The organism is Pseudoduganella dura, from assembly GCF_009727155.1.
GTDB classification, from domain to species: domain Bacteria; phylum Pseudomonadota; class Gammaproteobacteria; order Burkholderiales; family Burkholderiaceae_D; genus Rugamonas; species Rugamonas dura.
The window spans coordinates 1,668,179-1,693,824 of sequence record NZ_WNWM01000002.1 but is presented as its reverse complement, the minus strand read 5'-3'; the positions used below and the strand labels follow the sequence as shown (position 1 = coordinate 1,693,824).

Below are 25,646 nucleotides of genomic sequence, written 5' to 3'. Positions count from 1 at the left end.
ATGAAACCAGTTTTTACCCGACGTGACTTTATCGCGGCAGGCGCCGCGCTTGCCGGCACCATGATGCTGCCCGCGGCCCTGGCGGCAACGCGCAAGAAGGTGCGCATCGGCATGATCGGCACCGGCATGCGCGGCCAGGTGCTGCTGCAGGAACTGCTGCGCCGCGACGACGTGGAGGTGGCGGCGCTGTGCGATATCGAACCGGTCATGCTGGGCAAGGCGCTCGGCCAGGTCGCCAAATTCGGCAAGCCCAAGCCCGTCACCTATGGCGAAGACCGCGACCCGCAAGCCTACAGGCGCATGCTCGATGCCGGGAAGCTCGATGGCATCGTCATTGCAACGCCATGGGAGTGGCATGCGCCGATGGCGATCGCCGCGATGCAGGCGAAGATTCCGGTCGGCTGCGAGGTGGTCGCCGGCATCACGCTGCAGGATCACTGGGATGTGCTGAACACCCAGCTCAAGACCGGCACACCCTACATGCTGCTGGAGAACGTGTGCTTCCGCCGCGACGTGATGGCCGTGCTGCGGATGGTGCGCGCCGGCGTGTTCGGCGAGCTGGTGCACCTGCAGGGCGGCTACCAGCACGACCTGCGCGCCGTGAAGTTCAACAGCGGCGATCCGGCCCGGCCGTATGGCGGCGGCGTGGAATACGGCGCCAAGGGCTGGTCGGAAGCACGCTGGCGCACGGAGCACTCGGTGCGGCGCAATGGCGATTTGTATCCGAGCCACGGCATCGGCCCGTGCGCGATGTACACCAACATCAACCGCGGTAACCGGTTCACGCGCATCAACACGTTCGCCACCAAGGCGCGCGGGCTGCACGACTATGTCGTCAAGCAGGGTGGCGCCAGCCATCCGAATGCGAAGACCGCGTTCAAGCTGGGCGACGTGGTGACCACCACGCTGGCCTGCGAGAACGGCGAGACGATCATCCTGCAGCACGATACTTCGCTGCCGCGCCCTTATTCGATCGGTTTCCGCGTGCAGGGCACGCACGGCCTGTGGATGGACCTGAACGAATCGATCCATATCGAAGGCCAGAGCAAGCCGCACGAGTGGGATGCGTTCCAGGCGTGGCAGGACAAATACGAGCACCCGCTGTGGCGCAAGTATGCCAAGACCGCGGAAGGCGCGGGCCATGGCGGCATGGACTTCTTCGTCATCCACGCGTTCGTGGAAGCATTGAAGGCACAGGCGCCGATGCCGATCGACATCTACGATGCGGTGACGTGGAGCGCCATCACGCCGCTGTCCGAGCAGTCGATCGCGCAAAATTTCCAGACGCTGGACTTTCCGGATTTCACGGCCGGGCAGTGGAAGTCGCGCAAGCCCATCTTTGCGTTCGACGACAGGTATTGACCGCGGCGCGGCCCGGCGGCAGGCCGGGCCTGCAAGCCCGTAGCGGATCGGGCGTGGCGAGCTCTCCGGCTCGCCACGGTGCCGGACAGTCAGGCGAGCGTGGCCCCGCCATCCGGCACCAGCCGCCCCTCGCCGGCCAGTTCCCTGGTCCGCTTCAGCGTCGACAGCAATGCCGTCCGATAGCCGTTGTCGCCATCCATCCACGCCTGCTCCTGCTGCTCTTCCAGCCCGCCCGGCTCCTTTCCCCGCAGTCCCAGGTAGCAATAGAAGCGCAGCCACAGCAACCCGTGCTCGTCTTCGAACAGCTCGTTGACGATCACGCCTTCACGCGGCCCGCCGGCCTGGAAGAACGACACCTTGGCCAGCGGCTCGAAGCTGATGATTTCCCTCAACGCATCCCCGGCGATCGTGGCCTCCCGCACGATATGCGTCGCACTTTCCTCCACCACGTCGCACCGGGTGCAAAGGCCGGGCGGCAGGAACAGCCGCGCATCGCGGGCCTTGAGCACCAGCCCTGCCCAGGCCTGCTCGCGCGTCAGCGGCGCTTCGCCTTCCGGATTCACGACAACGGCAGCAGTCGAATAGATCATGATGAACTCCTCAAGAATGTAAATGGCAACAGGGTGGAAGATCAGGCCGAAGCCGCAACCGGCACGACATCCACGCCGCCGGGGAAGGCGGCTTTCGAAGGATCGCGAACGAGTACGCCGGTAACAGGGATGGTCATTTGAATACTCCGGGTTGTGGGTTGATGATGTTTCACATGTTAGGCGTCCCAGCCGTGGCCCGATAGACGGTATATTTGGACATGCTGTCTCAATGGTGGAACATATGGATTTGCTTGCACTCGCCGATTTCAACCTCGTTGCCCGCCACGGGGGCTTTGGCCGCGCCGCCCGCGCCAGCGGCCGCCCGAAGGCCACGCTTTCCCGCCGCGTGGCGGAACTGGAAAGCGGCCTGGCGCTCCGCCTGTTCGAACGGGGCGCGCGTGCCCTGAAGCTCACGGAAGAGGGGCGGGCGCTTCACGAGCGCACGTCGGCCCTGCTGACCGAACTCGACGAAACGGCCGCGGCGATCTCCTCGGGTGCCGGCAAGCCGCGCGGCAGCCTGCGCATCAGCGTGCCGCTGCTGTTCGCACAGACGGCCATGGGCAAGCTGGCGGCGCGTTTCGCGCTGCGCTATCCGGAAGTGCGTGTGGAAATCACCACGGAAGACCGGGCGGTCGACATGGTGGAGGAAGGCTATGACCTGGTGATCCGCGTAAACCCGCGCCCGGATGAAAGCCTGGTGGGGCGGGTTTTCCTGCGCGACCGGCTGGTGGTGGTTGCGAGCCCGGCGGTAGTGCGCCCGGCGGACGATTCTCCCGTGCCCGCGGTGGTGCGCGGAACCCCCGGCGGGGTGGCCGCCTGGGAGGTCGTCACGCCGGCGGGGCGATCGCGCATCACGGCCGATCCGGTGCTGTGCCTGTCATCGCTCGTGATGGTGCGCGACGCGGTGCGGGCCGGCGTCGGTGTGGCGTGCCTGCCCATATCGCTCGCAAGCCGCGACCTGGCGGACGGCACGCTGGTGCACTGGGGCGACATCGAGGAGCCGCCTGTCGAACTGTGGGCGCTCTATCCGTCGCGCCGGCTGCTGAGCGCCCGCGTATCGGCTTTCCTGGAATTCCTGAGGGAGGCGTTTCCGATGGGGACGCCGGAGGAGCTTGCGGCCCTGCTGGACTGATCGGGCGACGGACCCGTCTCCGGGGCCGGCAAGCCGATCACGCCGCCACGACCACCGCGTGAATCAGTATGCCGACCAGACCGCCGACCAGGGTGCCGTTGATCCGGATGAACTGCAGATCCCGCCCGATCGCCAGTTCGATGCGCGAACTCATCTCTTCCTTCGTCCACTTCTCCAGCTGCTTCTCGATGAACTTGCCCACCTCGCCGCGATACCGGCGAACCAGCGCCGCGCTTCCCGATTCGATGGCGGCATTGACCCAGCCCCGCACGCCCTCGTCGGCCTCCAGCAGGCGCCCGCATTCCTGCACGACCTGCCGCACGGTTGCGGCGATCACCGGCTCCGGGCCCGCCAGGTCCGCCTGCACCCGCGCCCGGATCGCATCCCAGATCCCGCCCAGCGTGGCCTGCAGTTCCTCGCCGTGCAGCGCATCCACCTGGTACCGCGCCACCGACGCCTTCCACTCGGGATCGGCCTTCAAGCGCAGTGCGCTCTCCGCCAGCCAGCTATCGACCCGCGCCCGCAGCGGATGCGCGCGATCCATCCGCACATTGACCGCCTGCTCGCGCAGCGAGCCGATCACCTTCGGCGTATAGCCGAGCAGCATCGACTTCACCATGGCATTCTCGATCGAGAAGCACTGCACGAGGAAGTCGCCCACCGTCTCGTGGTTGTTCTCGTCGCCCAGCCAGGTGATCAGCTTTTCCAGCAGCGGGTCGAGCAGCGCCTGCGGCGCGCCCTTGCCGATCATCGTGTCCAGGTAGCCGCCGGCCAGCCCGGAGAAATCCAGCTTGCCCAGTTCCGCGGCTGCGAAATCGCGGATGCGCTCGCGCATCGATTCGTCGTCCACCTTGTCCAGCGCCTGCGCCAGCACGCCGGTGAGTACCTTGCCCACCTGCGCGGCATTGGCCGGATCGCGCAGCCATTCGCCGGCGCGGCCGGCCAGGTCGGCTTGCCGGATGCGCTCCGCAACGTTTTCCTCGGTGACGAAATGGTTTTCGACAAAGCTGCCCAGGTTGGTGCCGATGCTGGCCTTGCTGTTCGGGATGATGGCCGTATGCCACAGCGGAATGCCGAGCGGGTGGCGGAACAGGGCGACCACGGCGAACCAGTCGGCGATCGCGCCCACCATCGCCGCTTCGGCGAAGGCTTCCAGGTAGCCCCAGAAAGGATGCTGCCCCTGCTGGGAGCGGGCAACGGCAAACAGCGCGGCCGCCACGAGGAGCAGGCCCAGTGCCACGCGCTCCATGGTGCGCAGGCGGCTGCGTTTGTAGGTGTCTTCGGCAGCGTCGAGCTGGCGAACGATTTCGGAGTCGTGTTTCATGTTCAGGATTTTTTTTGTTGCGGCGCGGCCCGTGCCGCGCCAGGATAGCCATGATCGAACCGTGCCGATATGACAGGGAGCCTGGCGAACGGATCGATCGGAGGGGTGTAGTGTAACTTGTGCGCGAAAAAAATTGGCCGTTCCGCCCGCTGCCGGCGGGTGCGACACGGAAAATTTCGTGGCCAGCCCTCGCGAGACCGGCTTAGTTAAAAGTACCTACCGCAAGGCCCCGTCCCCCCTCAACCTCTGCACCACCAGGTCCACGAATCCGCGCACCTTGGCCGCCGACTGCCGCCCCTCCCGGTGGATCACGTGGATCGGCAGGGCCGCCATCTCATGCTCCGCCAGCACGATCCGCAGCTCGCCGCTCGCCACGAGCGAGGCAATCTGATAAGACAGCAACCGCGCGATCCCGAAGCCGCTGCGCGCAGCCTCGATGGTGCTGTCGTTCGTCGACATGATCAGCCGCGGCTGCACCTTCACCGACACCACGCTTCCATCCCGCATGAATTTCCAGGCAGGGTCCACGGACGAACCGCTGGAGCTGATCAGCACATGTTCCGCCAGGTCTTCGGGAAGCTCCGGCACCCCGTGCTCGGCCAGGTAGGCCGGCGCGGCGCACAGCACGCTGCGCACCTGGCCCACCCGGATCGCCTGCAGGCTGGAATCGGGCAGGTGGCCGATCCGGATGCCCACGTCGAGCCCTTCCTCCACCAGGGCCACCACCCGGTCGACGAACAGGGCGGACACCGTCACTTCCGGATGCCGCCGCAGGTAGTCCACCACCACCGGCGTCACGAACATCCGGCCGAACAGCACCGGCGCGGTCACCATCAGGCGCCCGCGCGGCACGGCGTTGATGCCGATGGCCGCTTCGTCCGCCTCGTCCACCTCGGCGACGATGCGGCGCGCGTCTTCCAGGTAACGCAGGCCGGCTTCCGTCGCACGCACGAAACGGGTGGTGCGGGTGAGCAGCCGCACACCCAGCCGCTTCTCGAGGGTGGCGATGGCGCGGGTTACCGCCGGGGGCGATATGGAGAGGCGCCGCGCCGCGACGGAAAAGCTCTCGGCCTCGGCCACGGCGATGAACACGGTCATCAGGTACAGGCGGTCCATATTATTCCAGCTGAAGAAAGAGTCTTCTGCATTCTATCGGTATTCTTATTCCCGCCATAAAGGAGCATAGTTATCTCAACGGGAAATCAAACCATCACCTTTCACAGGAGTCGACCATGGCACGCGCTTTTTCGACCATTGCCTACACACCGTCCGTCCGCCGCGTCCAGGAGCGCAACGGCAGCCGCGCGATGAATGCGCGCCTCGAGGCCGACGTGCCGGCGCACGACAGCGTGACGGCGTATGACAAAGCATTCATCGAGGACGTGGATACCTTCTTCATGTCCAGCGTGGGCGAAACGGGCTGGCCCTATGTGCAGCACCGTGGCGGCCCGCGCGGCTTCCTGAAGGTGCTCGACGAGCACACGGTCGCCTTCGCGGACTTCGCAGGCAACCGCCAGTACATCTCGGCCGGCAACCTGGAACATGACGGCAGGGTGATGCTGATCCTGATGGATTACCGCATCCGCGGCCGCGTCAAGATCTGGGGCAGGGCGCGCATGGTGGAAAGGAAAGACGACCCGGAACTGCTCGCGCGCCTGGAAATGCCGGGTTATCGTGCACGGGTCGAGCACGCCTGCGTGATCACGGTCGAGGCGCTCGACATCAACTGCCCGCAGCACATCACGCAGCGGTTTTCGATACCGGAACTGGCGGAACTGGCCGCCGATCCGGATGGCCTGGCGATGCTGCGCGAGCTGATCGGCACGGCACAGGCACCCACCCAATGAAAGGAATACCCATGAGCAGCAGCGAATCGCGTCCACCCGTTCCCCCGTTCACCCGCGAAAGCGCGATGACGAAAGTGCGCCTGGCCGAAGACGGCTGGAATGCCCGCGATCCCGAACGGGTGAGCCTGGCCTATACGCCGGACAGCAGCTGGCGCAACCGCGCCGAGTTCGTCACCGGCCGGAGCGCCATCGTGCAGTTCCTGGGCCGCAAGTGGGCCAAGGAACTCGACTACCGCCTGATCAAGGAGCTGTGGGCCTTCGACGGCAACCGCATCGCCGTCCGCTACGCCTACGAATGGCACGACGATTCCGGCAACTGGTTCCGCTCCTACGGCAACGAGAACTGGGAGTTCGACGAAAACGGCCTGATGGCGCGCCGCTTCGCCTGCATCAACGACCTGCCGATCAGGGAAGCGGACCGCAAGTTCCACTGGCCCCTGGGCCGCCGGCCCGACGATCATCCTGGCCTGAGCGAGCTCGGTCTCTGATGCGCTGGTGCCCCCGGCGGGCACCACTCCACGGAGGCATGGCGGCCAGGTATCGTTCAGTTCCCGATGATCGCCCGCAATTCGCGGGCGATCGTTTTATTTCGCCTAGCTTTCCGTTTCAGGCAGCAGCGGGCCGAACCACGCCGACATGCGCTCTTCCGCCTGCCGCTTCACGCTGTCGTCGATATATGACGCCACGCTCACGATTGCCGCGGCAAGCGCGGCCAGGTCGTCCGTATAGCCGGCCACGGGTATCAGATCGGGGATCGCATCGAACGGCAGCACGAAATAGGCCAGGGCGCCGTAGATGGTGGCCTTGGCCCACTTGGGCGTTTCCGGTCGCTGGGCGGCGAAATAGAGCCACAGGGCTTTTTCAATGACTTCGTGGCCGGCGGCCTTGGCGAACCTGCCCACCTTGTTCCAGAAGCCGGTTTCGTCGAATGACTTGGACATGCTTCCACCTTTCATGAATGGATTGGCCGATCTTGCGCGGCGATAGAGTGAATCACGGCCGGATTCATGCAGCCGGATCGTCTACGCAGCAATCGCAGTAGGGATAGTGTAACTTGGGTGTGGAAAGAAATCGCCGTTCGGCCGGGCATTGCGCTACCGGACGCGCCCGGGTTCGTCACACGGTACCTGCGTGACCATCCGACGCCCGGTATCAGCGGGTTGCCGCACCTGCTATATAGGCGTGTAGTAGCGGGATATACTCGCACCCTTACGACAACGCAGGCCTACCCGGTGACCGAATGACTGGCACGAACCCCATCTCTGGAATGCTGGCTGCCGCGGCGCTGCTTTCCATCGCACCCCATGCCGCGGCCCTGGACAGGCTGGTCACTTGCCCGACGGAGCTTCAGCCGCAGGCGATCAGGATCACCGCCGCGGCGGGCTGGGTGCCGCGCATCGAAGCGCCATTGAAGCTTTACGCCGCCGGCATGTCGGCCGGGCCTCCCGGCAGCTCGCAGACGCGGCCCGGCAAGGAAATACACAAGGACAAGGAACTGGTCTCGACCAGCTACGGCTTTGCACCGGATGCACGCCCGAACCATGTCTGGCTCGATTGCACGTATGGCGAGGGTGGCGAGATTTCGATCTCGCGCCGGCTCGACGAACGAACCAGGGAATGCACGATCACGATGTTCAAGCCTGTGCCGGGTGAGCCGCGGAAGATCGAAATGAAATGCAGTTGATCGCTGGAGTGCCTTCGCGCGTAGCGGGTACTGTGCAATTCGCGGCGTTGCGGGAACGGGAATTTTCTTGAAAGCTATTGCAGAGGTGAGGGGCGTTTGTTATAGTTCTGTCCCTCGCAGCAAGCAACGCAGTAAAGCAGGTGCAGCGAGGTGTTGGAAGCGCGAAGCGCTGAAAACAAAGAGTTGACGAGATGCATGAAACACCTGATAATCTCGCCTCTCTGCTGCTGACAAACACAACGATTTGTCGACAAAGTGGCAAGGCCTTCAAGGGCAGAATTCTTTAACAATCAACAGTCGATAAGTGTGGGCGTTTGATGATGTGCCCGGGACTTCGGTCCCGATCGCTCAAAATATAGCATCAAACGCTCATAAGAAATAAACGTAACCTTCGCAAGAGGGTTCGTCAGTATTTTGAATGGGCGACCAAGTCAGCAATGACTTTAAACAGAGATTAAACTGAAGAGTTTGATCCTGGCTCAGATTGAACGCTGGCGGCATGCTTTACACATGCAAGTCGAACGGTAACAGGGAGCTTGCTCCGCTGACGAGTGGCGAACGGGTGAGTAATATATCGGAACGTGCCCAAGAGTGGGGGATAACGTAGCGAAAGTTACGCTAATACCGCATACGATCTATGGATGAAAGTGGGGGATCGCAAGACCTCATGCTCCTGGAGCGGCCGATATCTGATTAGCTAGTTGGTGAGGTAAAGGCTCACCAAGGCGACGATCAGTAGCTGGTCTGAGAGGACGACCAGCCACACTGGAACTGAGACACGGTCCAGACTCCTACGGGAGGCAGCAGTGGGGAATTTTGGACAATGGGGGCAACCCTGATCCAGCAATGCCGCGTGAGTGAAGAAGGCCTTCGGGTTGTAAAGCTCTTTTGTCAGGGAAGAAAAGGGTACGGCTAATATCCGTGCCTCATGACGGTACCTGAAGAATAAGCACCGGCTAACTACGTGCCAGCAGCCGCGGTAATACGTAGGGTGCAAGCGTTAATCGGAATTACTGGGCGTAAAGCGTGCGCAGGCGGTTTTGTAAGTCTGTTGTGAAATCCCCGGGCTTAACCTGGGAATGGCAATGGAGACTGCAAGGCTAGAGTTTGGCAGAGGGGGGTAGAATTCCACGTGTAGCAGTGAAATGCGTAGAGATGTGGAGGAACACCGATGGCGAAGGCAGCCCCCTGGGTCAAGACTGACGCTCATGCACGAAAGCGTGGGGAGCAAACAGGATTAGATACCCTGGTAGTCCACGCCCTAAACGATGTCTACTAGTTGTTGGGTCTTAATTGACTTAGTAACGCAGCTAACGCGTGAAGTAGACCGCCTGGGGAGTACGGTCGCAAGATTAAAACTCAAAGGAATTGACGGGGACCCGCACAAGCGGTGGATGATGTGGATTAATTCGATGCAACGCGAAAAACCTTACCTACCCTTGACATGTACGGAATCCCGGAGAGATTTGGGAGTGCTCGAAAGAGAACCGTAACACAGGTGCTGCATGGCTGTCGTCAGCTCGTGTCGTGAGATGTTGGGTTAAGTCCCGCAACGAGCGCAACCCTTGTCATTAGTTGCTACGAAAGAGCACTCTAATGAGACTGCCGGTGACAAACCGGAGGAAGGTGGGGATGACGTCAAGTCCTCATGGCCCTTATGGGTAGGGCTTCACACGTCATACAATGGTACATACAGAGGGCCGCCAACCCGCGAGGGGGAGCTAATCCCAGAAAGTGTATCGTAGTCCGGATTGTAGTCTGCAACTCGACTGCATGAAGTTGGAATCGCTAGTAATCGCGGATCAGCATGTCGCGGTGAATACGTTCCCGGGTCTTGTACACACCGCCCGTCACACCATGGGAGCGGGTTTTACCAGAAGTAGGTAGCTTAACCGTAAGGAGGGCGCTTACCACGGTAGGATTCGTGACTGGGGTGAAGTCGTAACAAGGTAGCCGTATCGGAAGGTGCGGCTGGATCACCTCCTTTCTAGAGTAGGCACGATTCTTCGGAATCCTTGCTCATCAAACGTCCACACTTATCGACTGTCGAATGAAGAAGAAACAGTAGTGCCGCAATCGTGTTGTAGCGCGGGTCTGTAGCTCAGCTGGTTAGAGCACCGTGTTGATAACGCGGGGGTCGTTGGTTCGAGCCCAACCAGACCCACCACGTATCAGGCACAAGAAAATCCCTGGGGGATTAGCTCAGCTGGGAGAGCACCTGCTTTGCAAGCAGGGGGTCGTCGGTTCGATCCCGTCATCCTCCACCAACGCATCTACTCAAAATATTAAACGTAAGCGTGACGAGTTCACTTTTATGTTTAGTCTTTTAGAGACTACTGCTGTTTCGTTCTTTAACAATCTGGAAGAAGTAAAGTTTTATTGAACGTGCGAGACATCGCATGTTCAGGGTAGTAATAAAGCTCATCAAAACACAGTAGTAAATGCTTGATACCGATAGCCGTCAAGGTTATAGGGACAAGTGAATAAGTGCACATGGTGGATGCCTTGGCGATTACAGGCGATGAAGGACGTAGAAGTCTGCGATAAGCTTCGGGGAGCTGACAAACGAGCATTGATCCGAAGATTTCCGAATGGGGAAACCCGGCCTTATAGGTCATCACTCACTGAATACATAGGTGTGTGAAGCGAACGCGGCGAACTGAAACATCTAAGTAGCTGCAGGAAAAGAAATCAACCGAGATTCCCAAAGTAGTGGCGAGCGAAATGGGATGAGCCTGCATATGATAGTCGGACTGGTAGTGGAAGCCTCTGGAAATAGGCGCCATAGTGGGTGATAGCCCCGTACGCGAAACCAGACCGGTGGTACTAAGTATGCGACAAGTAGGGCGGGACACGAGAAATCCTGTCTGAACATGGGGGGACCATCCTCCAAGGCTAAATACTCGTAATCGACCGATAGTGAACCAGTACCGTGAGGGAAAGGCGAAAAGAACCCCGGGAGGGGAGTGAAATAGATCCTGAAACCGTGTGCATACAAACAGTCGGAGCGGACTTGTTCCGTGACGGCGTACCTTTTGTATAATGGGTCAGCGACTTACATTCAGTAGCGAGGTTAACCGAATAGGGGAGCCGCAGAGAAATCGAGTCCGAACAGGGCGCTAGTTGCTGGGTGTAGACCCGAAACCAAGTGATCTATCCATGGCCAGGTTGAAGGTGCGGTAACACGCACTGGAGGACCGAACCCACTAATGTTGAAAAATTAGGGGATGAGCTGTGGATAGGGGTGAAAGGCTAAACAAACTTGGAAATAGCTGGTTCTCTCCGAAAACTATTTAGGTAGTGCCTCAAGTATCACCATCGGGGGTAGAGCACTGTTATGGCTAGGGGGTCATCGCGACTTACCAAACCATTGCAAACTCCGAATACCGATGAGTGCGAGCTTGGGAGACAGACATCGGGTGCTAACGTCCGGTGTCAAGAGGGAAACAACCCAGACCGCCAGCTAAGGTCCCAAAGATTGGCTAAGTGGAAAACGAAGTGGGAAGGCTAAAACAGTCAGGATGTTGGCTTAGAAGCAGCCATCATTTAAAGAAAGCGTAATAGCTCACTGATCGAGTCGTCCTGCGCGGAAGATGTAACGGGGCTAAGCCAGTCACCGAAGCTGCGGATATCTAGCAATAGATATGGTAGGAGAGCGTTCTGTAAGCCTGCGAAGGTGTCTTGTAAAGGATGCTGGAGGTATCAGAAGTGCGAATGCTGACATGAGTAGCGATAATGCGGGTGAAAAGCCCGCACGCCGTAAGCCCAAGGTTTCCTGTTCAACGTTCATCGGAGCAGGGTGAGTCGGCCCCTAAGGCGAGGCAGAGATGCGTAGCTGATGGGAAGCAGGTTAATATTCCTGCACCGTCGTATGATGCGATGGGGGGACGGATCGCGGAAGGTTGTCTGACTGTTGGAATAGTCAGTTTCTGTTTCATAGAAGGTGCTTAGGCAAATCCGGGCACGTAATTCAAGGGAATGGGACGAGCGGCCATGTGCTGCGAAGCAATCGGAAGTGGTTCCAAGAAAAGCCTCTAAGCTTCAGTCATACGAGACCGTACCGCAAACCGACACAGGTGGGCGAGATGAGTATTCTAAGGCGCTTGAGAGAACTCGGGAGAAGGAACTCGGCAAATTGGTACCGTAACTTCGGGAAAAGGTACGCCCCGGTAGCTTGAATGGTTTACTCCATGAGGGTGAAAGGGTTGCAATAAAATGGTGGCTGCGACTGTTTAATAAAAACACAGCACTCTGCAAACACGAAAGTGGACGTATAGGGTGTGACGCCTGCCCGGTGCTGGAAGATTAAATGATGGGGTGCAAGCTCTTGATTGAAGTCCCAGTAAACGGCGGCCGTAACTATAACGGTCCTAAGGTAGCGAAATTCCTTGTCGGGTAAGTTCCGACCTGCACGAATGGCGTAACGATGGCCACACTGTCTCCTCCCGAGACTCAGCGAAGTTGAAATGTTTGTGATGATGCAATCTACCCGCGGCTAGACGGAAAGACCCCATGAACCTTTACTGTAGCTTTGCATTGGACTTTGAATCAATCTGTGTAGGATAGGTGGGAGGCTTTGAAGCGGGGACGCCAGTTCTCGTGGAGCCAACCTTGAAATACCACCCTGGTTCATTTGAGGTTCTAACCTTGGTCCGTTATCCGGATCGGGGACAGTGCATGGTAGGCAGTTTGACTGGGGCGGTCTCCTCCTAAAGTGTAACGGAGGAGTTCGAAGGTACGCTAGGTACGGTCGGACATCGTGCTAATAGTGCAATGGCATAAGCGTGCTTAACTGCGAGACCGACAAGTCGAGCAGGTACGAAAGTAGGACATAGTGATCCGGTGGTTCTGTATGGAAGGGCCATCGCTCAACGGATAAAAGGTACTCTGGGGATAACAGGCTGATTCCTCCCAAGAGTTCATATCGACGGGGGAGTTTGGCACCTCGATGTCGGCTCATCACATCCTGGGGCTGTAGCCGGTCCCAAGGGTATGGCTGTTCGCCATTTAAAGTGGTACGTGAGCTGGGTTTAAAACGTCGTGAGACAGTTTGGTCCCTATCTGCCGTGGGCGTTGGAAATTTGAAGGGGGCTGCTCCTAGTACGAGAGGACCGGAGTGGACGAACCTCTGGTGTACCGGTTGTCACGCCAGTGGCATTGCCGGGTAGCTAAGTTCGGAAGAGATAACCGCTGAAAGCATCTAAGCGGGAAACTTGCCTTGAGATGAGATTTCCCAGAGCCTTGAGCTCTTTGAAGGGTCGTTCGAGACCAGGACGTTGATAGGTCAGGTGTGGAAGTGCAGTAATGCATTAAGCTAACTGATACTAATTGCCCGTAAGGCTTGTCCCTATAACCTTGACGGTTATGGAGCATTTGCCTGTGTTTGACGATGCAGCTTGAATTACCCTAACTTTACTTCTTCCAGATTAGTAGCTGCGCTGCCCAGCAGGGAGCGACGCTACGTACAAGTCATGCCTGATGACCATAGCAAGTCGGTCCCACCCCTTCCCATCCCGAACAGGACCGTGAAACGACTTTGCGCCGATGATAGTGCTGCAACCAGTGTGAAAGTAGGTTATCGTCAGGCTGTTATATAGAAAAACCCCGTTAGCGATCGCTGGCGGGGTTTTTTGCTTTGGGACGCTGCTTCAGCAGGGCGCTGCGGACTGGGCTCGCTGTCCATGGTTTTTGTGCTCCGCCGGGCATTGCCCGACGTCGCTCCACTCACAGGACCGTGAAACGACTTTGCGCCGATGATAGTGCTGCAACCAGTGTGAAAGTAGGTTATCGTCAGGCTGTTATATAGAGAAACCCCCGCCAGAAGAATCTGGCGGGGGTTTTTTGCTTTGCGCCGTCGAATCGACATTAACCCCAGCGGCAGAATCCGGGGTCAGACCCGGCGGGTCTGACCCAGCCCCTGGTCTTAGGGTTGCTTGAAATTCGGCTGCGGTATCGTGGCAGTAGAAATGCAATGTTGTAGCATGCTGCGGCTACAACCCCGAGCACAGGATGCTGAATATCTACGGCATCCCATCCATCTTCCTGAACATCTTGCCCATCGTTTGCGCATCCATCGCGTGCATATCTATCAGCCTCAACGATTTAACCATGGGGAGTGTTGTAGTTTTGTATTTTTGAAAATGTGGAGTCTTGAGATGGGCCTCATACGCTTGACGATCAGCATACATTTCAAGAATCCTGACCTGGGTAGGATCTTCTTGCTGATACATCGGGAAAATGGCAATCACTCCCGCTTCGAGCCTGATCGACGCTTCCGCTTCTTCTACCAGAATCTCCTTGTACCGCTCGAGATATTCTGCATGTATCTGAATCTCAGAGATCCGAACCATCATTTGTCGCTCCTGGGCATGGGCGTAGTCCAAAGTAAGCAATAACCAGGCAGCGACGATCGGGGCAAGGAGTCTTCGAGCCAGCTCCGCCATCGACCGGGGCCGGGCTTCACGTTTCCGAGCGTGTTTTGTATTGAAACCAATCATTCTTCACTCCTTCATTGAACGCAGCGTCAGTAAGTACTCGGGCCGATATCAGTACTTTATTCACGATCTCCCACCACGCGTAGGGCGCGCACATCACGTAATGGAGGTTGGCCAAAGGCGCGACTGTACTCGCGGTTGAACTGGCTGGCACTTTCGTAGCCCACCCCGAAGGCCGCGCTTGCGGCATCATGGCCATCCATCAACATAAGCCGCCGCGCCTCATGCAAACGGAGCCGCTTCTGATACTGGAGCGGGGTCATCGATGTCAGCGCCCGGAAATGGTGGTGTAGTGTCGATACGCCCATGCATGCGACGTGGGCCAGTGTTTCCATGCGCAACGGTTTTCTATAATTATCGCGGATCCATTCGACTGCCTTGGCTGTTCGTTGGCCGCTGTCCCCCATGCTTGCAATCGAGCGCAGGCGCTGTCCTTCAGCACTTTGCAAGATCCGGTAAACGATTTCACGTTGAATCAGCTCGCTCATGAACTCGATGTCCTGCGGAGCACGCTGCAGGTCGATCAGCCGACAAAATGCATCGAGAAATTCGGCAGTCGTCTCGGCGGTCGTCATTGCGGGCTGACTGTTGTGCCACCGCGTAGCTAGGTCCGGCTGCCGGCTGAGCAGTTCCCTCACCATCGCAATATCCAACTTCAGTCGCAAGCACAGGTAAGGCACCTCCAGACTTGCTTCGATGACTTGGCTGGTGACGGGCAGGTCCAGCGAAGTCAGCAGGAAGTGGGAAGGCCCGTAGTCGAAACTGGTGCGGCCCAGCGTCACGCGCTTCCGCCCCTGCACGACCACCGCCATGCTGGGCTCATACGTTACCGAATCCGGCAACGTGGGAGCTGTATAGCGATACAGGGTCAGTCCAGGGATCGAGGTTGGCAAGTTCGATGCCGAGCCAATCAGCGATGCAGCGCGACTGGCTAGTTGCGCCCGTAATTCTTCACGACGAGTCGGTGAGAACGGCGTAGAACCGGCAAGCAGGTGCATGGTGATGATCTCCAGTTTCGTCACAAGGATAAGGCGGGACGAGATTACTGCCTATGGATTTGCAGCACGGCCAGAGGATCGGGCAAGAAAGCGGCAGGATGAGGATACCGTGTGAAGCGTGCTGACACGCAAGCTGGCCGCATCCGCGGAAAACGCAGCTCTACTGGTCACAAGGAGATCCATGAAAATGAAATACGGCATGCGGCGTTTGATTACAACAGCCGTCCTCGCCCTCGCCGCCAGCATTGTCCTGCACGTGTAGGAAATACCTTCAGGCACACCGCGGGCATTCTATATCTCGGAATTCGTCGTGACTGACCGTGAGGGAATGAAGCCATACAGCGCACAGGTCGAATCGACATTCCTGCCATTTGGCGGTCGCTACATCGTACGCGGGGGAAAAATCCGCGGGCTTGAAGGAGATGGTCCCAACGGCGGCATGGTTGTCATCGAATTCGACAGTAAGGAAAAGGCGCAGGCTTGGTACGACTCTCCTGCCTACCGGAAGTTGATGCCTATACGCCATCAATCTGCTACCTCGCGCGTGTACATCGTCGAGGGTACTGTCATCCAGCCTGGCCACTAGTTAACACAGCAGTCCGGCCAGGGGCGCCATACGCCAGCGATTGGAAGACGCCGGACGTTAGTCTTTGCCGCAGGGGATTTTGGCTCTTGAAGGGTATTGCTGCCAATCAATTTCAAACGATATTGGCCGAGGTAAGCTCTGCTCTTTCCAGCGAGTAAGGAGTGACCATGGCCCGACAACTTCCAGATGCAGCCGCTGCCGTGGTTGCCGCTTTGGCTTGTGCTGGAGCATGTATCGCAAGCCCGGCCTCAGTCGGGATCAAGGGCGCACTGGAGTCGGAATCAATTGGATTACTGCGGACCGACACCATGCTTCTGCGTACCGGCAAATGCGCCGACTGCGCGGTGCCGAAACAAGGGTTGTGGTATTTCGAAAACGAGCTGATTGCCGTGCCCGGACCGGGCGTTGCGGTGTCCGGCTTTGCGCGAGGGGCCGACAGGCGAAGCGATGTCGCGCAGTGGGCCGCAGCATCGGCGAATGAAAAGCTCGCATATCCCTCCCTGGTATGGATCGGCGCGCCGAACATCCTCGAGGATGCGGTCATGCTGCCCGATGCCAGGCGTGTTCGCACCGCGGCAGGGAGTGAACTCGATATCCGGCTCGTGCCAAGGCTCGCCACCAACCTCTCCTATGCCAATGGCGATACCGCGAGGTTTTTCGCCGGGCGCGAGGTGCGCATGCGCGGCGCGATCGATCGTACGGGCGCAAAGGAGGTATTTGTCGCCCGCACGATCTGGCCCGCCGATTTCAGGTTCGAGCCAGCCGCGATGGGAGGCAGGCCGCAGCCGCAGTCGCCGGACTTGGCCGCGTTCGTGCGCGAGCCGGTGAAGGCGATGCGCGGGATCGAAACGCGCCTGCTGTGGCAACGGCACCCCAGCCAGCCCGGCGACTGGAAGCGGAAGGCGGTGCTGGGGTTCGTGCTCAATGGCGCACAGGGCGACGACGACGAATCGCTGGGCGGGCACTTCGCCGTGGCGACCGGCCGTATCGGCAACCGCGGGGAATGGTCCGACTGGGCCGTCAACAATTTCTACAACCTGGACTCGGTCAGCGAAAAGGGCATCGTCGCCGCGACGCTGCCGATGGATAACTACCTGATGGACCTGAACAGCGGCCAGCAGTACTACCGCCCATCCACCATGCTGGTCGCGGTGCTGAACAACGAACGCACGGCGGCGGCGTTCCAGGGCGGCGTGCAGCGCGTGTTCAACCATTTCTACCGCCATGATTTCCAGTACCGGCACACGAGCGCGAACTGCGCGGGGATCAGTATCGACGTCTTCGATTCGCTTGGCTGGCACATTCCGAAGCGCGGGCCGACCGCGCCGCTGAAATCGCTCGCGGCATATGCCTATGTCGCCGCCACGGATGGCAGCCTGCAGGGCGGCCGCAAGATCTACGATTACCTGAACGAGGAGCAAACGCGGCTCTTGCCTGCAGTGGCGTTCGAGGCCGCGGGGCTCGACCTGCTGCGGATTGTCGGCGCTGCCGGCGCGCAGCGCACGCTGACCGCGTACGAACAGCAGCTCAGGAGCGATGTCGACGCCATTTTTGTGGTGCGTATTCCGCAAATTCCGTCCAGCCGTGCGACGGGTTCGGCGCCGGTCTTCTCGTTCGATGAATTCCGCGCGCGGGTGCCGGCGAATCAGGCCGACTGGAAAATCGTGCCGGTCGCGCCACGTCCGTTCCCCGCGGCGCTGCGCGATCGCTCCAGCGTGGCGGAGGCGGAGCCGTTTCCGATGCCGCTGCCGGTCGCCGGTATCGGCATCGGCCTGTGCTGCATGCTGGGAGGGTTCATCTTCCGGCGGCGCAGGACGGCATCGAAAGCCGCTGGCAAGCTGCCCGCCCCGGTGCCGGAAGAACTCGTGCATTGATGCGCACGGCAGGGGGCCGCGTTCCCGCACCCGGGTACGTGTTTCCGATCCGGATCGAAGCGGGCAGCGGGCGGCGACCGGCCCCCGCTCACACGTGAACGATGCCCGCCTTTGCCGCCCACTGTTCGAGGCTCGTGCGCTTGATCGCCGCCGCCATCAGGTCGGGGAACAGGTCGGGCGTGCAGGCAAAGCAGGGCGCGCCCATCGCCACCAGCTGCGCGGCGTTGCTCTTGTCGTACGAGGGCGCGCCCTGGTCGTCCAGGGCCAGCAGCACGATGAACTGCACGCCGCTGGCGATCATCGCCGCCGCGCGCCGGAGCATCTCGTCGTTGCGGCCACCCTCGTACAGGTCGCTGATCAGCACAAAGATCGTGTCCTTCGGCCGCCGGACCAGCCCCTGGCTGTACGCCAGCGCGCGGTTGATGTCGGTGCCGCCGCCCAGCTGGGTGCCGAACAGCACCTCGACCGGGTCCGACAGCAGCGGCGTGAGGTCGACGACGGCGGTATCGAACACCACCACCGACGTGCTGACGGCCCGGATACTGGCCAGCACGGCCGCGAACACGCTGGCATACACGACGGACGGCGCCATCGATCCGCTCTGGTCGATGCACAGCACGATGTCGCGCAGCGACTGGCCCTTGCGGCCGAAGCCGATCCGGGTTTCCGGGATGATGGTTTGATAGTCCGGCTGCCAGTGCTTCAGGTTGGCGCGGATGGTGCGCATCCAGTCGATCTCGTTATGGCGCGGCCGGCGGTTGCGGGTGGCCCGGTTCAGGCTGCCCGTGACGGCCTGGCGCAACGGGCTGGCCAGCTTGGCCTCCAGCTCGCGCACGACCTTGCTCACCACCGCGCGCGCCGTGCTGCGCGTCTTGTTCGGCATGATGCGGTTCAGGCTCAGCAAGGTGGCGACCAGGTGCACGTCGGGTTCGACCGCCTGCAGCATTTCGGGTTCGCACAGCATGCGCTGCAGGCCGAGCCGGTCGAGCGCATCCTTCTGCATGACCTGCACGACGGTGGAAGGGAAGTACTGGCGGATATCGCCCAGCCAGCGTGCCACGTTCGGCGCCGAGGCACCCAGCCCGCCGCGCGGCGTGCCCGGCTCGGCGCCATACAGCGCGTCGAGCGCCCGGTCCATGGCCAGGTCGGCCGGGGCCAGCGGCGTGTCGGCGGCGGTGCCCCCGAGCACGAGGCGCCAGCGGCGCGCGGCTTCCGTCCGGTCGAAATCATTGGTCATGCACTGCCTCCCGCGCCGCGGCGCCGCCGAATATCGTTGCCAGCACCGGCAGCACGCGCCGCGCGCGCACCGGATCGACCGCGTGCATGCCGCCGCGGGCCGATGCGATTGCCGCTCCGGCCGCCCCCGCGGCGCCGGCGCTCGCGCGTTCCGCCAGTTGCCGCCGCTCCGGCGCCTGGAAGCTGCCGAAGGTGCGGCGCAGCAGCGGCAGCAGCTCGATGAACGTCTCCGCCGGCAGCGACAGCACCCAGCCATCGATGGCGTGCCACAGTTCGTCGTTGTGCACCAGCAGGGGGCCGCTGCCCTGCAGGAAGCCTTCCAGCCACTGGGCCGCCGCCAGCGGTGCCACCGCGCGCGAACAGAGCAGCACCAGGTGGCGCGACGCTTCGCCCATCGGCCAGTGGCCCTGTTCGGTGAGGATGCGCACCGCGCGCCCGGCCAGCAGCGGATGCGTGGCTTCGCTGCGCACGGCGCTCGCGAGCGCCGCGAACCAGGCGGCGCCATGTTCGTCGTTCTGCAGCAGGCGGATCGCGCCGTCGCCGGCGATGAGCCGTGCCAGCAGCTGTGCCGCCGCTTCATCGGCCAGGCCCCGCACGCCGAAGGGCAGGGCGACGCACGCGCGCGCCACCAGGCCGTCGACCACGTTCGACAGCGCGGCCGTGTCGGTGCCGCGCACGCTGCCATAGCGCAGCACGTTGACCAGCGGCGGCAGGGCGGCCAGCAGGAAGCCCAGGTCGGTGGTGAGCGCGCTGGCATCCTGGATGCGGGCCATCAGCGGCGCCACCGCGGCGCGCAGGTCGGCCAGAAGTACTTCCTCCATCAGGCCGGTGAGCGCCGCCAGGTCGGCCACCGCCGCGCCGCGGCTTACCGCGCGGGCGGTGGCGGCATCTTCCAGCGTGGCACCCCACAGGCTCGCCTCGATCAGGCCGATCGCGAACTCGGGCTGCCATGCCAGGCGCCACAGCTCATGGAAGGTACCGCTCTTGCCGCGCACGACCTGGCGGCTGCCCCACGCGATGCCGAGCATCGCCAGCCGGTGCAGCAGCACGCTTTTTTCCAGGTGCGGCGCCTGGCGCAGGTCGAGATCGAGATCGACGGTATCCGCGCGCACCGGCATGCGCAGGCGCTTTTGCCGGGCCTGCACATCCTGCACCAGCGGCAGCGTCGGCACCGAAGCCGGTACCTCGCCCAGGCGGTCCTTGACCAGCAGCTCGCGCCGGATCAGTTGCAGCGGCAGCTCGCTGTCGTGGCAGAACACGGCGCGCACGGCTTCCATCAGTTCGTCCAGCCCGGCGCGCGGGCGTTCGCGCAGGGCCGCCAGCGTGTCGGCCAGGCGCGAGGCTTCGATGATGTGCGCCGGCGAGGCGTCGAGGTCGTGCCGGCGCAGCAGCGTGGCGACGTCGGTCAGCCAGTGCAGGCTGGCCTGTTCGCGCCGCTCCCACACATGCTGGTACCAGCCCGGCGCCACCACTCCGGCGCCATAGCCGCTGGCGAAGGTGAGCCTGCCGTAGCTCCACGGCGCCCAGGTCGCGGCCAGCTTTTCCTTCGGCAGCGCCTTGAGCAGGTCGTTGTCGCGCTTCGCCGCCGGCATGCGCGCCAGCACAGGCACATGCCAGGCGCCGCAGACCACCGCGATGCGCTGCCATCCCTGCTTCTCGGCGGCCCGGATCGAGTTGCGCATGTATGCCTCGCGGCGCAGCTCGAGAAGATCTTCCTGCACATTTTCCCGCCCGCCGATCTGCTCGCGCACCACCGTCATCATTTCCGCGATCGCGGCAAACAGGTCCAGGCCGTCGCTGCGCTGTTCCACCAAGTGATCCCACCAGGTTTCGGTGTCGCTGAAGCCCGCCGCCTCCGCCAGCCAGGCCAGCGGGTCGCTGCGCAGGGTGGACGGCGCGGCCTGCTCATCGGTCCGAACATCAGCCGGAACATCGGCCGCAACATCTGCTTGTACATCGGCCGGAATATCGGCCGCAATCTCAGCGAGAACATCGGCCACGTCGGCCGGCGCATCGCCATCCTCCGCACCTTGCGCGCCGGCCAGCCGGTACCCTTGCGGCAGGTCGCACCAGCGCACCGGCACGGCGTGCTCGTTGGCGTAACGGATCGCCTGCCATTCCGGCGAGTACTCGGCGAACGGATAGAACACGGCGCGTTGCGGCGCCGCCGGCGCATAGACCAGCAGGGCGCACGGCGGGACCAGCCCCGGTTCGCCGACATGGGCCAGCAGCGCATCCGCTTCGGGCGGACCCTCGACGAGGATGCAGTCCGGCTGCAAGGCCTGCAGCGCGTCGACCAGGCTGCGAGCGCAGCCGGGGCCGTGGTGGCGGATGCCGAACAGGTGTACGCTCATCGCTTTCCCGGCGTTACGCCATCACGTCGCGGCAGGCGCGGTACAGGTCCTTCCAGCCGTCGCGTTCCTTGACCACCGTCTCCAGGTATTCGAGCATTACCACGCGGTCCTGGACCGGGTCCTTGACGATCGCGCCGACCATGCCGGCGGCGAGATCGGCGCCGCGCAGCACGCCGTCGCCGAAGTGGGCCGCCAGCGACATGCCGTGGGTAATGACGGAAATCGCTTCGGCCGTGCTCATGCTGGCGGTGGGCGCCTTGATCTTCACCTTGCCGTCCGCCGTGAGGCCTTCACGCAGTTCGCGGAACACCGTCACGATGCGGCGGATCTCCTCGAGCGCGGGCAGCTCGCCCGGCAGTTCGAGCGCGCGGCCCATGCTGGCCACGCGCGTCTGCACGATGCGCACTTCCTCGTCCGCGGTGCGCGGCGGCGGCAGCACCACGGTGTTGAAGCGCCGCTTCAGGGCGCTGGAAAGTTCGTTGACGCCGCGGTCGCGGTCGTTCGCGGTGGCGATGATGTTGAAGCCTTTCTGCGCCTGCACTTCGTCGTCGAGTTCGGCGATCGGCAGCACCTTCTCGGACAGGATCGAGATCAGGCTGTCCTGCACTTCGCCGGCGATGCGCGTGAGCTCTTCGACGCGCGCGATCTTCCCTTCGCGCATGGCGCGCATCACCGGGCTGGCCACGACCGCCTCCAGCGACGGGCCTTTCGACAGCAGCTGCGCATAGTTCCACCCATAGCGCATGGCTTCTTCGCCGGTGCCGGCGGTGCCTTGCACCACGAGGGTCGAATCGCCGCTGATGGCCGCCGCCAGGTGTTCCGATACCCACGACTTGGCCGTGCCCGGCACGCCCAGCAGGAGCAGTGCGCGGTCGGTCGCCAGCGTGGCGACGGCGATCTCGATCACGCGCGGGTTGCCGATGTACTTGGCGCTGATCTCCACGCCGTTTTCCAGTTTCCCGCCCAGCAGGTAGGTCGATACCGCCCAGGGCGACATCTTCCAGCGTGGCGGGCGCTGGCGCGTGTCGCTGGCGATCAATGCCTCCAGCTCGGTCGCGTACTGGTCCTCGGCGTGCTGGCGAAGGACGGTGGTGAGTGCGGTCATGCGGGCTCCTGGAATGAAAGGATCATCTCGTGGCGAAAACGCACGAGGTGGAAAAACTGGTCGACGGGGGCCTGCCAGCCATGCGGATCGTCCGCCAGGCCAGGCCACTGGTGCGCGGCTTCGAGCACCGCGGCCGGGTCGAGCACTGCCGCCAGCGCGGGCAGGGCGGAGCGCAATTCCCATTGGCGCGCCGACAGCACGGGCAGGGCGCCCAGCAGGCGCCGCGCGATCGCATGCGAGAGGTCCGCGGGCCACGGCGCGGGCGTGGCGTCCGCCAGCTGGTGCAGCAGCCCGGCCAGCGCGGCGTCGGCCTCCTCCCAGGGGGCGCGACTGGCTTCGACCAGCTGCAGCAGCATCGCGTGCACGGCCGGCGCGGGCAAGGCGGCATACGCGCCCACGAAGGCGGATGCATTCTGATAGCGCACCGTGCCGTCGGCCTTGAGCCAGATCCGGGTCCACGCTTCCAGCCAGGCCAGCAGCTCCGGCGCGGGCGCGTGCGCCAGGTGCAGCTGCAGGGCGCCCGTCCAGCCGAGCAGCAGGGCTTCCTGGTAGTCGGTGGCGGCGCTCAGCGCGATGCACTCGTCCGGCGACAGGTTCAGCACCGCGGACCAGTGCGATGGGGCGATTGCCGCGAGGATGTCCACCAGCCACCCGGCCTTTTCGCCGAGCCCGGGATATTTTCCATCGCCGACGCCGTCGCGGATCATTGCCGCATCGCGCTCCGCGGGCGGTGTCACCACCAGCCGGGTACCGCGCAGGATGCGCTTTTCGGCATACAGCAGCGGCGTTGCGCGCGTCACCATGCGTTGCGACAGCTTCGAGCCCGGCAGGCCCGCCAGCAGCCGTTGCGCGGCCTGGCGCACGGGCTTGCGCCGGTCGTCCAGTGCCGCTTCGAGAAAAGTTTCGTCGGCCGTCTCCAGGCCGGTGCCGAGGCACGGGAGCAGGGCCGCCCGGTTCTCGGGCGGCTCGCCGGGCCAGGTCGATTCCAGCGCCGCGCGCGCGGCGGCTGCATCCACGTGCCGCCAGCGTTCGAGGGCCGCCACGCGCTGCTCCAGCGTGCCGTCGTGCCATGCCTGCTGTACCTCGGCGTCATCCTGCCGGCGGGCCGCCCACGCCCATGCCGGTTCGAGCGCCGCGAGCCACTGGCCGCGCATGCCCAGCACCGGGTGCACGCGCGGCCTGAGGCCGGGCTGGCGGGTGGCCAGGGCCAGGACGTCGGGCAGGAAGCGTTCCGGCAGGCGTGCCGGCTTGCCGGCAAGGAGATCGAGCCACTCGGCCTGCAGCGACGGCGGGTGGCCATCCTGCAGCAGTCGCCGGAGGATGGATTCCGCCGGCAAGGGGCAGGCCGGCTGCCGTTCCGGCGCGCTGGGCGAAGGCGGGGCGGCCGGCGCCGGCGGCGGCAGGTAACCGGCGCGTGCCCACAGGTCAGCCGCGCCCGCGGCGAGCAGAAGGCGCCGCTCGGGCGCGATCCCGGGCGCATCGAGTGCCGTGCCGGCGGCACCGGCCAGCTCCGCCTCCAGCAGCCCGGCGGGCAGCGGCGCGCGGGCGGTGCCGACGAGCAGGTGCTTGTGCAGCGGGACGGGTGCCGTCATGACCTGAACTCCGTGCCGAAATTGAACAGCCGGCCGCCGTGCCACACGCTCAGGGGCAGCAGGCAGGCGCCGTCCCATTCGCCGAAAACGGTGACCGGATGGCCGCCGCTGAGCGCAAGCAGGTGCAGCGCATGCCGGAACGAGGAATGCAGCGCGACCAGCCGCCCGTCGGCGCTGCGCAGGGTGTTGCGGCTTGCGCTGTCGGGCACCACGGCGTCGAGCATCATGGGGTAGCGGTCGATGAAGGGTTGCACCGCCAGTGCGGCGGCGTAGCCGTCGAGCGCGGTGTCGAATTCGGGCGATGAAGCGATCGACCCGATGGGGCGCGTTCCCGACTGTTCACCGATCAGCGCACGCAGCGGCCAGGCGCCCGGGTAGAAACACAGGGCACCATCGAATTCGGTTCCCGCCACAAGCGGCACATCGAAGCCTTGTTCGCCGGCCGCGTAGTGCAGCAGCATCGCCCAGCGTCCGCTGCCGGCACCTCGCAGCCAGGTCGTGCGCGAGCGCACCCGGGCTTCGTCCGCCGTGTACTGGGCCAGTACCTGCCAGCGGTCGGCAAGGGGCGGCCCGGCCAGCACGGTTTCCTGCGGCACGGTCCAGCCGACCAGCGTGCGCACATCGGCTTGCAGGGGCGCCGGCAGCGCGTCCAGCCGGCCATGGGCTTCGCACAGCATGTACAGGGAGGTGAGCTCGGCGGCCAGCTGGCGCTCCCAGTCGGGATTGGCCGCCTGGAAGCACAGGCCGGATGCGCGCCGCAGCCGGTTGCCGATCGCGCCGGCCTGCACATCGACCATGCGCGCGGCCATGGTTTCCCAGAAGGCGGGGCCGCGCTCGCGCACCGTGGCCAGGCCGTCGCGGGCCAGGTCTTCCAGCCAGGTTTGCAGGTCGGCCAGGCCATTGGCGATGTTTTGCGCGCGCTTGTCTTCACGCTTGCGTGCCTGGGCGGCGGCGGCGGCGGCGGCTTCGGGAGATCGTTCGCTTGCCGGTTCCTCCTTCTTCTCGCGGCGCGCCTTGCGCCCGTCGAGCCAGTCGCTTACCCATTGCGGCGCTTCGCTTTCGTTGAAGAGCGAAGGTTCGGCCGCGCGCAGAAGATACAGGCCCAGGCCATGCTTGCACGGAAACTTGCGGCTCGGGCAGGAGCATTTGAAGGCGGGTTCGCCGAGGTCGATCTGGGTGCGATAGGGAAGCTTGCCGCTGCCCTGGCATTCGCCCCACAGTGCGTTGCCGTTCAGGCCTAGCCCGCCCCATTTGGCGGGAGCGGCAAGCTGCGATCCTGCTTTCGCGGATGCGGCATCGGGAGCAAGCGCAAGGATCTGGTCGGCTTTCAGCATCAGTTGGGCACGATAAGGCGTCGTAACGAGAGCAGTGGCCTGCCGGTGTGCGGCAAGGTTAAGTTGTGTTGCGGAATCTTGTCGAAAGAATAGCCGTATTTTCGCCGATGGAAAACTGTTATCGGGAGGGCGGC

General features: G+C 62.9%; 18 protein-coding genes, 2 tRNA genes and 3 rRNA genes. 12 read left to right on the top strand and 11 right to left on the bottom strand.

Annotated elements, in window-relative coordinates; translation table 11 throughout:
• Positions 1-1,362: a Gfo/Idh/MocA family protein gene (locus GJV26_RS07600; RefSeq protein WP_155708299.1), complete on the top strand. Its 1,362-nt coding sequence runs from the start codon at positions 1-3 to the stop codon at positions 1,360-1,362.
• Between the two features lie 89 nt (positions 1,363-1,451).
• Here the strand turns inward: GJV26_RS07600 and GJV26_RS07595 are convergent, their stop codons facing one another.
• A complete protein-coding gene (locus GJV26_RS07595) occupies positions 1,452-1,952 on the bottom strand; it encodes an AtaL-like protein (protein WP_155708298.1) in 501 nt (166 codons plus the stop codon).
• Between the two features lie 241 nt (positions 1,953-2,193).
• Between GJV26_RS07595 and GJV26_RS07590 the strand changes: the two genes are divergently transcribed.
• Positions 2,194-3,084: a LysR family transcriptional regulator gene (locus tag GJV26_RS07590; protein ID WP_155708297.1), complete on the top strand. Its 891-nt coding sequence runs from the start codon at positions 2,194-2,196 to the stop codon at positions 3,082-3,084.
• A gap of 37 nt (positions 3,085-3,121) precedes the next feature.
• Here GJV26_RS07590 and GJV26_RS07585 read toward each other — a convergent pair whose 3' ends face one another.
• Both GJV26_RS07585 and GJV26_RS07580 read right to left on the bottom strand, forming a co-directional pair.
• Positions 3,122-4,408, bottom strand: a complete 1,287-nt coding sequence (locus GJV26_RS07585) for a DUF445 domain-containing protein (RefSeq protein WP_155708296.1) — start codon at positions 4,406-4,408, stop codon at positions 3,122-3,124.
• 216 nt (positions 4,409-4,624) lie between these two features.
• Positions 4,625-5,524, bottom strand: coding sequence for a LysR family transcriptional regulator (locus tag GJV26_RS07580; protein WP_155708295.1), 900 nt, complete (start codon positions 5,522-5,524; stop codon positions 4,625-4,627).
• A 116-nt stretch (positions 5,525-5,640) separates the two neighbouring features.
• Here GJV26_RS07580 and GJV26_RS07575 point away from each other — a divergent pair, with 116 nt between their 5' ends.
• Positions 5,641-6,255, top strand: a complete 615-nt coding sequence (locus tag GJV26_RS07575) for a pyridoxamine 5'-phosphate oxidase family protein (protein WP_155708294.1) — start codon at positions 5,641-5,643, stop codon at positions 6,253-6,255.
• 11 nt (positions 6,256-6,266) lie between these two features.
• Complete coding sequence (locus GJV26_RS07570; protein WP_155708293.1) at positions 6,267-6,743, top strand: nuclear transport factor 2 family protein; 477 nt, start codon at positions 6,267-6,269, stop codon at positions 6,741-6,743.
• Positions 6,744-6,848: 105 nt separating this feature from the next.
• Here the strand turns inward: GJV26_RS07570 and GJV26_RS07565 are convergent, their stop codons facing one another.
• A complete protein-coding gene (locus GJV26_RS07565; RefSeq protein ID WP_155708292.1) occupies positions 6,849-7,196 on the bottom strand; it encodes a YkvA family protein in 348 nt (115 codons plus the stop codon).
• Between the two features lie 326 nt (positions 7,197-7,522).
• On the opposite strand from GJV26_RS07565, the gene GJV26_RS07560 reads away from it, so the two are divergent.
• From GJV26_RS07560 to rrf, 6 genes are all read left to right on the top strand, one after another.
• A complete protein-coding gene (locus GJV26_RS07560; protein WP_155708291.1) occupies positions 7,523-7,939 on the top strand; it encodes an STY0301 family protein in 417 nt (138 codons plus the stop codon).
• Between the two features lie 456 nt (positions 7,940-8,395).
• Positions 8,396-9,926 (top strand): 16S ribosomal RNA (locus GJV26_RS07555).
• Positions 9,927-10,029: 103 nt separating this feature from the next.
• A tRNA-Ile gene (locus GJV26_RS07550) sits at positions 10,030-10,106 on the top strand.
• Between the two features lie 24 nt (positions 10,107-10,130).
• Positions 10,131-10,206, top strand: a tRNA-Ala gene (locus tag GJV26_RS07545).
• Between the two features lie 206 nt (positions 10,207-10,412).
• Positions 10,413-13,288, top strand: a 23S ribosomal RNA gene (locus GJV26_RS07540).
• Positions 13,289-13,413: 125 nt separating this feature from the next.
• A 5S ribosomal RNA gene (gene rrf / locus GJV26_RS07535) occupies positions 13,414-13,526 on the top strand.
• The 16S, 23S and 5S rRNA genes sit together here with 2 tRNA genes alongside, the layout of an rRNA operon.
• Before the next feature lie 433 nt (positions 13,527-13,959).
• Here the strand turns inward: rrf and GJV26_RS07530 are convergent.
• Both GJV26_RS07530 and GJV26_RS07525 read right to left on the bottom strand, forming a co-directional pair.
• A complete protein-coding gene (locus GJV26_RS07530) occupies positions 13,960-14,436 on the bottom strand; it encodes a putative quinol monooxygenase (RefSeq protein ID WP_229419202.1) in 477 nt (158 codons plus the stop codon).
• A 56-nt stretch (positions 14,437-14,492) separates the two neighbouring features.
• A complete protein-coding gene (locus GJV26_RS07525) occupies positions 14,493-15,431 on the bottom strand; it encodes an AraC family transcriptional regulator (RefSeq protein ID WP_155708290.1) in 939 nt (312 codons plus the stop codon).
• Positions 15,432-15,696: 265 nt separating this feature from the next.
• Here GJV26_RS07525 and GJV26_RS07520 point away from each other — a divergent pair, with 265 nt between their 5' ends.
• Positions 15,697-16,017: a DUF1330 domain-containing protein gene (locus GJV26_RS07520; protein ID WP_371866555.1), complete on the top strand. Its 321-nt coding sequence runs from the start codon at positions 15,697-15,699 to the stop codon at positions 16,015-16,017.
• A gap of 167 nt (positions 16,018-16,184) precedes the next feature.
• Entirely contained in the window at positions 16,185-17,891 is a 1,707-nt protein-coding gene (locus GJV26_RS07515) for a hypothetical protein (RefSeq protein WP_155708289.1), read from the top strand.
• Between the two features lie 88 nt (positions 17,892-17,979).
• Here the strand turns inward: GJV26_RS07515 and GJV26_RS07510 are convergent, their stop codons facing one another.
• The 5 genes from GJV26_RS07510 to GJV26_RS07490 are packed head-to-tail and all read right to left on the bottom strand — an operon-like array spanning position 17,980 to position 25,512.
• Positions 17,980-19,128 carry a VWA domain-containing protein gene (locus GJV26_RS07510; RefSeq protein WP_155708288.1) on the bottom strand — a complete coding sequence of 383 codons (1,149 nt, stop codon included), beginning with the start codon at positions 19,126-19,128 and terminating at the stop codon, positions 17,980-17,982.
• The gene (locus tag GJV26_RS07505) at positions 19,118-21,481 is read right to left on the bottom strand and encodes a DUF5682 family protein (RefSeq protein WP_155708287.1); all 2,364 of its coding nucleotides are present in this window, start codon (positions 21,479-21,481) and stop codon (positions 19,118-19,120) included. The genes GJV26_RS07510 and GJV26_RS07505 overlap by 11 nt, the downstream gene beginning before the upstream one ends.
• A 13-nt stretch (positions 21,482-21,494) precedes the next feature.
• Complete coding sequence (locus tag GJV26_RS07500) at positions 21,495-22,586, bottom strand: ATP-binding protein (protein WP_155708286.1); 1,092 nt, start codon at positions 22,584-22,586, stop codon at positions 21,495-21,497.
• Entirely contained in the window at positions 22,583-24,178 is a 1,596-nt protein-coding gene (locus tag GJV26_RS07495) for a DUF5691 domain-containing protein (RefSeq protein ID WP_155708285.1), read from the bottom strand. Before GJV26_RS07495 ends, GJV26_RS07500 begins: the two co-directional genes overlap by 4 nt.
• A complete protein-coding gene (locus GJV26_RS07490; protein WP_155708284.1) occupies positions 24,175-25,512 on the bottom strand; it encodes an SWIM zinc finger family protein in 1,338 nt (445 codons plus the stop codon). The genes GJV26_RS07495 and GJV26_RS07490 overlap by 4 nt, the downstream gene beginning before the upstream one ends.
• Positions 25,513-25,646 lie beyond the last annotated feature (134 nt).

What these genes read in the sequence shown, in the direction of transcription:
- GJV26_RS07600 (WP_155708299.1), top strand. Translation starts at nt 1, where the DNA reads ATGAAACCAGTTTTTACCCGACGTGACTTTATCGCGGCAGGCGCCGCG.
- GJV26_RS07595 (WP_155708298.1), bottom strand. Translation starts at nt 1,952, where the DNA reads ATGATCTATTCGACTGCTGCCGTTGTCGTGAATCCGGAAGGCGAAGCG.
- GJV26_RS07590 (WP_155708297.1), top strand. Translation starts at nt 2,194, where the DNA reads ATGGATTTGCTTGCACTCGCCGATTTCAACCTCGTTGCCCGCCACGGG.
- GJV26_RS07585 (WP_155708296.1), bottom strand. Translation starts at nt 4,408, where the DNA reads ATGAAACACGACTCCGAAATCGTTCGCCAGCTCGACGCTGCCGAAGAC.
- GJV26_RS07580 (WP_155708295.1), bottom strand. Translation starts at nt 5,524, where the DNA reads ATGGACCGCCTGTACCTGATGACCGTGTTCATCGCCGTGGCCGAGGCC.
- GJV26_RS07575 (WP_155708294.1), top strand. Translation starts at nt 5,641, where the DNA reads ATGGCACGCGCTTTTTCGACCATTGCCTACACACCGTCCGTCCGCCGC.
- GJV26_RS07570 (WP_155708293.1), top strand. Translation starts at nt 6,267, where the DNA reads ATGAGCAGCAGCGAATCGCGTCCACCCGTTCCCCCGTTCACCCGCGAA.
- GJV26_RS07565 (WP_155708292.1), bottom strand. Translation starts at nt 7,196, where the DNA reads ATGTCCAAGTCATTCGACGAAACCGGCTTCTGGAACAAGGTGGGCAGG.
- GJV26_RS07560 (WP_155708291.1), top strand. Translation starts at nt 7,523, where the DNA reads ATGCTGGCTGCCGCGGCGCTGCTTTCCATCGCACCCCATGCCGCGGCC.
- GJV26_RS07530 (WP_229419202.1), bottom strand. Translation starts at nt 14,436, where the DNA reads ATGATTGGTTTCAATACAAAACACGCTCGGAAACGTGAAGCCCGGCCC.
- GJV26_RS07525 (WP_155708290.1), bottom strand. Translation starts at nt 15,431, where the DNA reads ATGCACCTGCTTGCCGGTTCTACGCCGTTCTCACCGACTCGTCGTGAA.
- GJV26_RS07515 (WP_155708289.1), top strand. Translation starts at nt 16,185, where the DNA reads ATGGCCCGACAACTTCCAGATGCAGCCGCTGCCGTGGTTGCCGCTTTG.
- GJV26_RS07510 (WP_155708288.1), bottom strand. Translation starts at nt 19,128, where the DNA reads ATGACCAATGATTTCGACCGGACGGAAGCCGCGCGCCGCTGGCGCCTC.
- GJV26_RS07505 (WP_155708287.1), bottom strand. Translation starts at nt 21,481, where the DNA reads ATGAGCGTACACCTGTTCGGCATCCGCCACCACGGCCCCGGCTGCGCT.
- GJV26_RS07500 (WP_155708286.1), bottom strand. Translation starts at nt 22,586, where the DNA reads ATGACCGCACTCACCACCGTCCTTCGCCAGCACGCCGAGGACCAGTAC.
- GJV26_RS07495 (WP_155708285.1), bottom strand. Translation starts at nt 24,178, where the DNA reads ATGACGGCACCCGTCCCGCTGCACAAGCACCTGCTCGTCGGCACCGCC.
- GJV26_RS07490 (WP_155708284.1), bottom strand. Translation starts at nt 25,512, where the DNA reads ATGCTGAAAGCCGACCAGATCCTTGCGCTTGCTCCCGATGCCGCATCC.